Source organism: Leptolyngbya sp. FACHB-711 (genome assembly GCF_014695615.1).
Lineage (GTDB): Bacteria > Cyanobacteriota > Cyanobacteriia > Elainellales > Elainellaceae > Leptolyngbya_A.
Map to the genome: position 1 here is coordinate 1 of NZ_JACJOR010000093.1, position 9852 is coordinate 9852.

General features: G+C 50.6%; 12 protein-coding genes. 6 read left to right on the forward strand and 6 right to left on the reverse strand.

What is annotated here, in order from left to right:
• The 3 genes from H6F80_RS02775 to cpcB all read right to left on the reverse strand — a co-directional run.
• A partial coding sequence (locus H6F80_RS02775) for a phycobilisome rod-core linker polypeptide (RefSeq protein ID WP_190790086.1) occupies positions 1 to 785 on the reverse strand: 785 nt, incomplete at its 3' end.
• Between the two features lie 345 nt (positions 786 to 1130).
• The gene (cpcA, locus tag H6F80_RS02780) at positions 1131 to 1619 is read right to left on the reverse strand and encodes a C-phycocyanin subunit alpha (RefSeq protein WP_190790087.1); all 489 of its coding nucleotides are present in this window, start codon (positions 1617 to 1619) and stop codon (positions 1131 to 1133) included.
• Positions 1620 to 1728: 109 nt separating this feature from the next.
• Positions 1729 to 2247, reverse strand: coding sequence for a C-phycocyanin subunit beta (cpcB, locus tag H6F80_RS02785; RefSeq protein WP_190790088.1), 519 nt, complete (start codon positions 2245 to 2247; stop codon positions 1729 to 1731).
• A 503-nt stretch (positions 2248 to 2750) separates the two neighbouring features.
• On the opposite strand from cpcB, the gene H6F80_RS02790 reads away from it, so the two are divergent.
• From H6F80_RS02790 to H6F80_RS02800, 3 genes are all read left to right on the forward strand, one after another.
• Positions 2751 to 2888: a hypothetical protein gene (locus tag H6F80_RS02790; protein ID WP_190790089.1), complete on the forward strand. Its 138-nt coding sequence runs from the start codon at positions 2751 to 2753 to the stop codon at positions 2886 to 2888.
• 110 nt (positions 2889 to 2998) lie between these two features.
• Entirely contained in the window at positions 2999 to 3475 is a 477-nt protein-coding gene (locus H6F80_RS02795) for a TspO/MBR family protein (RefSeq protein ID WP_190790090.1), read from the forward strand.
• 226 nt (positions 3476 to 3701) lie between these two features.
• Positions 3702 to 4193 carry a hypothetical protein gene (locus H6F80_RS02800; RefSeq protein ID WP_190790091.1) on the forward strand — a complete coding sequence of 164 codons (492 nt, stop codon included), beginning with the start codon at positions 3702 to 3704 and terminating at the stop codon, positions 4191 to 4193.
• 141 nt (positions 4194 to 4334) lie between these two features.
• Here H6F80_RS02800 and H6F80_RS02805 read toward each other — a convergent pair whose 3' ends face one another.
• Entirely contained in the window at positions 4335 to 5069 is a 735-nt protein-coding gene (locus tag H6F80_RS02805; RefSeq protein ID WP_190790092.1) for a M15 family metallopeptidase, read from the reverse strand.
• Between the two features lie 258 nt (positions 5070 to 5327).
• Here H6F80_RS02805 and H6F80_RS02810 point away from each other — a divergent pair, with 258 nt between their 5' ends.
• The 3 genes from H6F80_RS02810 to H6F80_RS02820 all read left to right on the forward strand — a co-directional run bounded on the left by H6F80_RS02810 (position 5328) and on the right by H6F80_RS02820 (position 8420).
• A complete protein-coding gene (locus H6F80_RS02810) occupies positions 5328 to 6245 on the forward strand; it encodes a response regulator (RefSeq protein WP_190790093.1) in 918 nt (305 codons plus the stop codon).
• A 176-nt stretch (positions 6246 to 6421) separates the two neighbouring features.
• Positions 6422 to 7138, forward strand: coding sequence for a bifunctional demethylmenaquinone methyltransferase/2-methoxy-6-polyprenyl-1,4-benzoquinol methylase UbiE (ubiE, locus tag H6F80_RS02815; protein ID WP_190790094.1), 717 nt, complete (start codon positions 6422 to 6424; stop codon positions 7136 to 7138).
• Positions 7139 to 7190: 52 nt separating this feature from the next.
• Complete coding sequence (locus H6F80_RS02820) at positions 7191 to 8420, forward strand: DUF445 family protein (protein WP_190790095.1); 1230 nt, start codon at positions 7191 to 7193, stop codon at positions 8418 to 8420.
• A gap of 9 nt (positions 8421 to 8429) precedes the next feature.
• Here the strand turns inward: H6F80_RS02820 and H6F80_RS02825 are convergent, their stop codons facing one another.
• Positions 8430 to 8840: a TIGR02588 family protein gene (locus H6F80_RS02825; protein ID WP_190790096.1), complete on the reverse strand. Its 411-nt coding sequence runs from the start codon at positions 8838 to 8840 to the stop codon at positions 8430 to 8432.
• A complete protein-coding gene (locus H6F80_RS02830) occupies positions 8837 to 9712 on the reverse strand; it encodes a TIGR02587 family membrane protein (protein WP_190790097.1) in 876 nt (291 codons plus the stop codon). Before H6F80_RS02830 ends, H6F80_RS02825 begins: the two co-directional genes overlap by 4 nt.
• Positions 9713 to 9852 lie beyond the last annotated feature (140 nt).

A 9852-nucleotide genomic window follows, 5' to 3' on the forward strand; every position in this document is an offset into this window, starting at 1 on the left:
AGGTATGCTGTGCTGCTACGCCGAACACTGGGATAGCCAGAGCCTCGCAGTCCCGCCACTTCCAAGCGATACATTCGGGCTTCGTCACCTGCAACCGAGCCGCCTAGGCACTTTGCAGGCGCAACATCGTTTGATGCCCGATAGTGGGACCAACCGCCGTTGCTGCTCGAAGGAGCCATAATCGACGAAGTTTTATTTTGCGCCAGTTCCCGTGCCAGACGCGAGTTGTTGCGCTCGGTTTGGGCACGATCGCTGTTGGCATAGCCACGATACAAACGGAACATCCGGTTAAAACCTACCGTTCTCGACCCGGTATGAACATCGAAGCCCCGGTAGTAGGGCACAATATTCTCGCCGAAGTTCGACTGGTACTCTTCCGAATCAACGTAGGAATCAATCTCAGCATCAAATCCCTGGTTCTCGTAAAGATCCAGGTGATTGATCACTTCGCTCTCATCGTAAGGAGCGCGACCCAACAAATGCTTGTAATTGAGTTCGATCACGCGCGTCTGGAAGTTGGGGTAAAGGAACTTCTCTTTATACAGTTCTGACTTCGCCACGCAGCGCACAAACTCTCGCACTGAGATCTTGCGATCGCGCAGCAGAGACTCTGCACTGGTCAGACGCTCTGACTTCATCAAATAATCGTTGCCCAACACCTGCCGATAGACGGCACGAATCACATTTTCTACATCCTCCCTGGTCGAAGTAGGACGCAGTTCTACCCGTGCCGAATCGCTAAATGCCGACGTGCCCAACCGGGACGCTGCTGTTGTCACAGCCATAGGTTATCTCCTCCAACTTATCTGTTCTGTCTTAACAGAGCGAGAATGCCAACAAGCAAGACGAGGCTAAGGAACGAAGAAGGAAAGGAAAATGAAACAAATTGCGAGTTAAATTTTAAAAAGGCAATACAGCATTTTCTAATTGAAGGAAAATAGAGCCGATCGTTTGGGGTTCCGAGCAGGCTTGCCCTTCATCCTCCATTCCTCATCCCTTTCCCCTAAATATCTTCAGATAGACGAACATTCTCAAATACTCGAATACCTGTAGATACACTAAGCCCGGAAAGATAAACCATCGCTAGCAAACAACCAGCAACCGCATACCTTTCCGGGCTGCACGATCAATTAGCTTAGAGCGTTGATCGCGTAGTCGATGTAGGCATTTGCTTCAACAGCAGCTTGACCTGTGATACCGTGGTTAGCCTTGATGTGCTTCAGAGCTTCCACATACCAGCTCGGAGACAGGTCAAAGGTGCGGTTGATTTCGTCCAGACCAGCAACCAGGTACTCATCCATGGGACCCGTACCACCTGCAACGAGGCAGTAGGTTACCATGCGGAGGTAGTAGCCGATATCGCGAGAGCACTTAGCCTTACCGCGAGCATCAGCAGCGAAGTTAGATCCCTGAGTTTGAGTCGTGTAGGGGAACTTTTGATACACTGCATTAGCTGCGCTGTCGACCAGCTGTTGAGCGTTGCTGGTCAGAGTGCGAGCAGCTTCCAGAGACGCGGCAGCACGCTCGTAACGACCGTACACCTGGGTCATTTCAGCGTTGCTGAGGAAACGACCTTGGGTATCAGCAGCAGCGATGGCTTCGGTAATGGGTGTCTTCATGTGATTATCTCCCTAAATTTGTAATCCTTGAAATGTTTGCGTTGAGACAAAGGTTTGTCATCGGTCACTGAACACAGCAAATAAACCGAGGACACTGACAAAGAACAAATTAAGCAACAGCCGCAGCAGCGCGATCGAAGTAGCTAGCCACTTCAGACATCAGCGCGGAGCAATCGCCCTTGGTGATGCCACTGGGGTCGTTAGCGAGTGAAACAGCAGCTTCCTTCATCTTCTGAACGCCAGCAGCTACAGAACCACCGGGAACACCCAGAGCTTGGTAGGTCTCACGCAGACCGTTCAGGCAACGATCGTCCAGAACGCTGGAATCGCCAGCCAGAGTAGCATAGGTCACATAGCGCAAGATGATTTCCATGTCGCGCAAGCAAGCAGCCATGCGGCGGTTGGTGTATGCGTTTCCGCCCGGCTGGATGAGCTGAGGCTGTTCTTCAAACAGAGCGCGAGCTGCGTTAGCAACGATCGTGGAAGCATTGCTGGTGATCCGGTTTACGGTGTCCAGACGCTTGTTGCCTTCTCTGACCAGACTGGTCAGTGCATCGAGCTGAGAAGTGCTCAGGAACTCACCCTTAGCGTCGGCTTGAGAAACAACCTTGGCGAATGCATCTAGCATGGACTCAATCTCCTAATTGTTTTAGTTAAGTTCGGTTTGGATTAAACCTGATTTAGGTTCAAGCTGGCTAAGCAACCTGAAGGAGAAATCACAGATTCGCTTCAGCTCTCTGATTGACCTCTTAGTTTGTCTCAGCCCTCATCTCAACATAATGGAAAGCTAAGAGAAATCTGAGAACAACTTCACATTTATATGAGAAACCAAAAGGCGTTGTACAAAGCAGCTTGGGTAGCGATTAGTCTGTCATTTTTGCCCTCCAGGTATTCTTATACAATGCTGTCGAGGCAGAATTTGTTACGAGTTATTGAGAACCGTCTCGGAATAGAGATAAGCGGCGAGAATTCCCTTTTCATCAGCATTTCAACGCAATTAACTCCGACAAAGCGTTACTTTTCTTTTCACACAACCTAAAGATTATTAAGTTGTGTAAATTGCGCTTTTTTTAAGTCGATGGCGAGAAAGGTTTGAAGTACAGGCATTCACATGTTTTATCAGGAAAACTGGTGGAAGCTATTGTGTTAAGTTATTTGAAGCATATTCCTTCGGTAGAATTTAAGTTTGGTAAAGGCATTCTGCGATACAGCAGCCTGGATAAATATTTCTTCTTTGTCAGAAATAGCGGTGAGGCGGTGAGTCAGTAGTGGGTAGGCAAAGGATAATTCCTTGGAGCGATTCCAACAGCGGTTTGATCTGGCAGCGTGAGAAACGAAGTTTGCTTGAAAACGATTAGCGATCGCGAAAGGATAACTCTATGCTTCCGTCCTGGCTGGTGATTGGGGGAGTGACCCTGGTAGTTGTAGGAATTGGGGGAAGTCTCAACCCGCCGGGAGGACTTCAGTGGTTCAGGCGGCTGCGGCGTCCCCGGTGGCTTACCTTTGAGGCAGCAATTCCCTTCATCTGGACGACGGTTTTTATCTGTGCTGCATGGTCTGCTTATATCGTGTGGGAAAAAGATCCAGGCAGTTCTAGAACCTGGCTGTTGATGGGCGGCTATTTGCTGCTGGAGATTCTCACCCTGGCATATAACCCAATAATGGAACTTCGCCGTAGCCTGATTACGGGCGCGATCATTGGCGCAACCGGGTTCTTCTGGGGAATTATATTGACCTTATTCGTGTTACCGATCGCTGGCTGGGCAGCAGTGTTGCTCATTCCCTATCTGCTTTGGAGTCCGATCGGCACTTACACCACCTGGGCAATGGCTCAGCTTAATCCGGCAGATGCTTGAGCCGTCCGCTAGAAGGGATTGGTGCACATCGTTTTAACGAACGCTGCAAGAAACGGTCATGACTTGCTGATACAAGAGCTTGTAAGCGCTTGACTAGGATGCAAACAGGTATCGCAGCCAAAGAGAACTATCATATGAAGCGGCTATACTGAGCAATACAGCTAGACTGTTGCAAAATTAGTGCAAGTTGTGCTTGCTGTTTCTTAACCGTCTAGGGGAAGTAGATATGGTTTGTTCTCTGTTTCGTTTGCGGAGGGGCATCTGGTTGACTTTGACGATCGCTGCCGTTGCTTTTTTAGTCATAAGCTGTAGCGAAGGAAAAGTTTCTCAGTGTAATCAGCTCATTAGCGTTGCGAACGAGGCGGTTGCTCAGGTGCAGTCCGTCACCCAGAGCACGGCTGCTTCTCCCGATGCTGGCAATTCCACGACAAATCCTGCAAATAACGTCGGAGCGATGAACCGAATTGCGGCAGCAGCAGACCAAGCGCGGGGAGAAATGGAAGCTTTAGAATTTGGCGATCAGCGTTTGACCGAGTTTAAATCTCGCTTTGTCGCGATGTATTCCGAAATTAGCGGTGCAACTCGTGAACTAGTCTCTAGTGCAACTGCAAGCAATTCTCAGGCGGCTCAGCAAGCCTTTAACTCACTTAAAACAGCGACCGACAAAGAAGCTCCGCTCGTCGAAGAAGTGAATCGCTATTGTGCCAATCCTCAATAGTGAATTCAGTAGGCGATTTGTAAGAGTTTGTTAAGAGGATGCTGAGGGCGCGGAAATCCTGCATTGCTCCTTAAATCCCTCAAACTAAATCCCTCAAACTAAATCCCTCAAACTTGGGGAATTTTGAAACGAACAGCAAACTCAAACTCTGCCATAGCAGGCAGCCCACGATCGCCTTGGATTAGCCTGCTGCATTTGCCATGCCCAGAGTTGATCGCCCCAGGAGAAGTGCCACCACTCGTTAGGATGCTGCAAAAATCCTGCTTCTCCCATGACCTGCTGCAAAAGCTGACGATGGGCGTGAAATCGAGCCGCTGTTTCTAGAGTCACGTCAGGACTGCGGGCTTGCCAGACTGCGATATCGGCAAAATGATTGGGATAGGAGCGCGGCGACAGCTCATCGATCGCAGAACCCATGTCTACCGTTTGCCCCATCTCATCGACCAGCGTGACATCGATCGCAGCTCCGGTGCTATGAGGTGGCGGCATGGCAGAGTTCGCACTGGGAACTGCCCAAAATTGATACACTTCCTGCCAGATTTTGGCTTGCTCTGATTTGGTGAGTTGGGCAAGCGTTAATCCGCGTTCTGCCAGGGTTGCGGTAAAGGTATAGTCCACCATAAACTGCTGCACCGCGATCGGACGATAGGCATCAAAAATCTGAATTCGCCAGCCAGGCCGCAGCGTTTGCAGCAAAGTCTGTGCCTGATGCAGTTGCTTTAATACACCCTGTCGTAAAAAGTAGGGTGACTTATTGCCGTAGGGCGCACCCAGCTTGATGTAAGCATGGGGCTGCTCTAGTGCAAACGCTTCGATTGGAATTGGCAAGAGCGGTTCGCCGCATTCAAGAATAGGAATTTGCTGATAGGGCTTCATGGCGATTAACAGTAAGCAGCGTTAATTAAAAATAATTAACAGTGAGCGGCAGTGAGCAGGAGTAAGTAACGGTAATTAACAGTGAGCAACGGTGAGCCCCTGTAGAAATTACCGAGGGGTTGAAGCGATCGTAAACCTCCTTGCATGAATCCCGCAGATCTACGCAGTGCACCAACTAAAACTGATTGTTACAGTAAGCCTAAACCAGCTCTCCTCGCGTTAAGCAAGCAACTAACTTGCGCTCCCGGATCATGCCCTATGACGAATCTAATTTCCCCTGACGCTTACCATGCAATCATGAGCCTGAAGCAATCGAAGAAACCCAGGATGCTGGTGGTCGATGACGAACCCGATAATTTAGATCTGCTGTATCGAACCTTTCGACGCGAGTACGAAGTTCTACGCGCAGAAAGCGGCGTTGTTGCTCTTGAGATTTTGGCGCAGCAGGGTGAAGTTGCTGTGATTATTTCTGACCAGCGAATGCCAGAAATGAAGGGGACTGAGTTTTTGAGCCGTACCACGCCTCAGTTTCCCGACACAATGCGGATTATTCTCACTGGATTCACGGATATTGAAGATCTGGTTGAAGCAATCAACTCTGGACAGGTCTACCGCTACATCACCAAACCCTGGGAACCAGAGGAACTCAAGCAGGTCGTTTATCGGGCAACCGAGGCTTATGAGCAGCTCAAGCAGCGAACTGAGGCACTGCATTGGGTACAGGCTCAAACAGCACTGCTCACTCAGATCGCTCAAATTGGGCAGTCTTCGACTCATCAGGAGTATCTTCAGCGGGTTGCTGCCGCCTGTGGTCGTGTGCTATCTGCCGATCGCTGTGTTTTGCAGCGAATTAAACAGAAGACGCTCAGCACCGCCGGAGTGTATTGCCTGGAAGAGTCAGACCTTGCCGCAGCCCAGGATGAGCTGGTCGATGATCCGTTAGTTCAGGCAGCAATCGAGACGCAGAGCCTGCAAATTGCTAATGACAAAACAGCAGATGTGCCGCTGCGTCTGGTAATTCCAGTTCTGCCCAAGGAGCGGGTATCCGATGAAGTTTTGGCAGTTCTTTCGCTTCAATGGCAGCAGTCTTACCCACTCCAGCCCCATCATCTGACGCTGCTAGAAGCGGTTTCTACGCTCGTTGGCATTATCCTCACCTGTGCTTCGCCCTGCTAGCTAACTTTTCCTGCTTAATTTTTTCCTGATTTTATCGTGCTCTTTGTACCGAAGGCTGAGGCTTTGTCTCTCCTTCGGTTTTCCACCGTTAAAGGTAGGGTTTATCGGTTGCGGTTCACTGTGCTTGCAGCCAGTCTTCCTGTGTAGGATCAAGGAGTAGTTATTTTTGCATCGCTGTGACTTCGCCTTCCCCCGCCCCGCCCCCTGCACAAGACGTTCGCGCCTTGTTCGATCGCATTGCCCCGGCATATGACCAGCTCAACGACTGGCTGAGTTTGGGGCTGCATCGTGTCTGGAAACAAATGACGGTTAAATGGAGCGATGCGCAGGTGGGCGATCGCTGCCTTGATGTATGCTGCGGTAGTGGCGACTTGGCTCGGTTGCTTGCGCGGCAGGTGGGCGGAATGGGAAAGGTCTATGGCGTGGATTTTGCCTGCGCCCAGCTTGAGATCGCCCATCAAAAAACCGTTCTCAGCAGTCGCACTGCACCGATCGTCTGGCAGGAAGGTGATGCGCTCGATTTACCCTTCGAAGCAGAAACGTTTGATGCAGCGACAATGGGCTACGGATTACGAAACGTCACGGATATTCCCAAAAGCTTGAGCGAACTGTACCGAGTGCTGAAACCGGGGGCAAAAGTTGCCATTCTGGACTTTCATCGCGCTGGCAACTCGACGATGCGAACTTTTCAGCAGTGGTATCTGGATCATCTCGTGGTTCCGGCGGCAGCCCAGTTTGGCTTACGTGACGAGTATGCCTACATCAATCCCAGCCTCGATCGCTTTCCGCTTGGGTCTGAGCAGGTTGCGCTTGCCAAAGCTGCCGGATTTTGCCATGCAGTTCACTATCCGATCGCCAGTGGCATGATGGGTGTTCTCGTTGCAACGAAATAAGATTTTATCTTCAAGATCTATCCCCCTTTACCTACCCCTTCTTTTTCCGACTGTGGACTTCACAACCCTCTGGACTCTGGCTGCTCCCCCGATCGTCGGTGGTGTAATTGGTTACTTCACCAACGATCTGGCAATCAAGATGCTGTTTCGTCCCTATCGGCCGTTATATTTGGGGGGACGCAAGCTGCCGTTTACGCCGGGGCTGATTCCCAGTAACCAGGAACGGCTGGCAAAGCGAATTGCCGATACGATTATGGGATCGCTGCTGACACCAGAAGAACTGCAAAATCTGGCTCGTAAGTTGCTGCAAACCGAGCGGATTCAGGGAGCGATCGAGTGGCTACTGAAACTCGCGCTTGATCAGGTGCAGGACAGAAACCAGGAAAAAGCGGCGGCGATCGTGGCAAACGTGCTGCACGACCTGGTAGGTCAGTCTTTGCCCAGAGTGGTCAAAGTGCTGGCGCGGCAAGAAGACTTTTTAGAAGCGCAGCTCAATCAGCTTTTTGACCAGGTGTTGCTGGAACTGCGGCTAACTGAACCCCAGGCAGAACAAGTTGCCGACTGGCTCCTGCAATCTGTCATTCCGCCGGATGTGCTGCGGCAGTTGATTGTTGATTTTCTCACCGATCGCAATATTAGAGTGATCGATGAAGGCTTTCGGGAAAAGACAAGCGGCACGTACTGGGTGGTGGCAAACCTGTTTGGGGTGCGAAACGCGCTGACCCGGTTGCGAACTTACTGCCTGGATGAGCGAGAAAGCAGCAACGTGCGGCTCGATGAACTGGTTCAATCGCTGGGGGTACGCGATCGGCTAAAGGAAATGCTGCAAAACCTGTCTCTGCAAAACCTGCCCGTCGCCACCGTGCGCCAAATCCGCAAAACTATGCGTGATGAGATCCGGCTGTATCTTCAGGACAAAGGCTCAGATCTGCTTCAGGGCATGAGTGATTCGATTGATTGGAACGAAGTTGCCAACCTGCTGCTGACTCGCCTGCGCACTTCGGAAGTCGTTTCCAGCTCGCTGCATCCCATCAGCTATGAACTAGCACTGATTCTGGAACGCTATCTGGAACGCGATCTCGAATCGCTGGTGGCTCAGGTTATTCCGATTCTCAATATCGATCAGGTCATTATCGATCGCGTCAAATCGACTTCTGCCGCCGACCTGGAGCTGGCAATTCAGGGCATTGTGAAAAATGAATTGCAGGCGATTGTGAATTTGGGCGGCGTTCTCGGCTTTGTGATCGGGTTGCTCCAGGTGGGTTTACTGCTGGTTCGATAGCAAGGACTGCTAAGGCAGTTTGTAGCTGGCAATGCGAATGCTCAACTCCCCCTGACGCGGATCGCGGCTAAAGACAAACGCGCCCTCTTCCACTTCATTCCTGGAGAGAAAGTCGATTGTTTGATCCCCAGATTCGGTCACGCCGTTGATTTCTAGCTCTCCCATCACCTGGACTGATTCAGCAGTTTTGCCGCCTGTATTGGTGACTTGATAAGGCACATAAAACTGTCCCGCTGCTTCGCGCACTTCTCCAAGCTGAGTTTGCACCGATAGCACTGGAGGGATATCTTTCTCGGTTGCCCATGCTAGCAGTACCAGACTGATGATTGTCCCCAGGATCAGGCAGGCGATTGTAAACGTAACCTGCTCAGCCGAAATTCGTCGCTGGGCTTGGGGTTTGGGTCTAATCGTGTTTTTCATATTGCAATTCGTCCTGCTGCGCCGCCGATCGTAGCTGGAAGTCCTAATAGCAAGGTCTGCTCCAGCCAGGAATTCCAGGGGTCGCTAAAATCGAGCCGATGAAAAAAGTAAAGCATGATGGCAGCCGTACTGAGGGAAAGCAGGTAGGAGACGATCGTTTCAGTGAATGGACGCTGAAATAACCCTCCCTCTTGAAGCCTGCGCTTCTGAGTTGTAAAGCCTGCCGCGAACACAATACAGTAGGATACCAGCAGCGACATGCCAATCACCACCAGCAGCCAGGGAGGAGAAATTGCTGCCGCCAGCATCGGCACTTCATCGGTCGGAGCAATACTAAACCCAATAAAAATACTGCCGATTAGCGTGGCTCCAATATCAGTCAGGGTTGAGTTAGAGCCTTGAGAACGAGGTGGCTGCCCTGAATCGTTTTCTTCATCGTTCCCACCCCGATTGCCCTGCAAAATCGATCGCGCCAGCCCTACGCCGATCGCAAATGGAACACTTTCAAACACAATCTTGCCAACTGCCTCATTCACCGACGTATCCCAGGTGATTTCTTGAAGCAAAATCAGCACCCAGGTTACGCAAACAATGCCGATCGCCAAGGCTTCAACGCTGTCTGTCAAAGCTTTCCGTATCTGGTCAGGATACTGCTGCCGAAATCCATCAGTTCTGTTGAGCAAAAACACGATCACATACGTCGATGCCAGCACCCCTAGCAGTCCACCTGCATCGGCATAAGATCCGATCCACCACACTTCCATCGTGTATATCAGGGGAATGCCAAATAAAAATCCTCCTGCCAATCCCCGCACGACATCCGCTAATTCCGATCGCCACTCTTGCCAACTGGGAAGCGTTAAACGTCTCACGATTTGTTAAGCCTCTGCCTTTTAAAACGGATGAATAAACAAACAAATCAAAATAATCAATGATTAATCAAATTTGATATCGCTTCTGATATCGCCTAAATCCATTCAAGTCAACTTAAACCAATAAAATTATAGGGTCC

Bases quoted from the DNA above. Each gene is read 5' to 3' on its own strand.
- cpcB (WP_190790088.1), bottom strand. From the start codon at position 2,247: ATGCTAGATGCATTCGCCAAGGTTGTTTCTCAAGCCGACGCTAAGGGT.
- H6F80_RS02795 (WP_190790090.1), top strand. From the start codon at position 2,999: ATGCTTCCGTCCTGGCTGGTGATTGGGGGAGTGACCCTGGTAGTTGTA.
- H6F80_RS02810 (WP_190790093.1), top strand. From the start codon at position 5,328: ATGACGAATCTAATTTCCCCTGACGCTTACCATGCAATCATGAGCCTG.
- H6F80_RS02800 (WP_190790091.1), top strand. From the start codon at position 3,702: ATGGTTTGTTCTCTGTTTCGTTTGCGGAGGGGCATCTGGTTGACTTTG.
- H6F80_RS02805 (WP_190790092.1), bottom strand. From the start codon at position 5,069: ATGAAGCCCTATCAGCAAATTCCTATTCTTGAATGCGGCGAACCGCTC.
- H6F80_RS02825 (WP_190790096.1), bottom strand. From the start codon at position 8,840: ATGAAAAACACGATTAGACCCAAACCCCAAGCCCAGCGACGAATTTCG.
- cpcA (WP_190790087.1), bottom strand. From the start codon at position 1,619: ATGAAGACACCCATTACCGAAGCCATCGCTGCTGCTGATACCCAAGGT.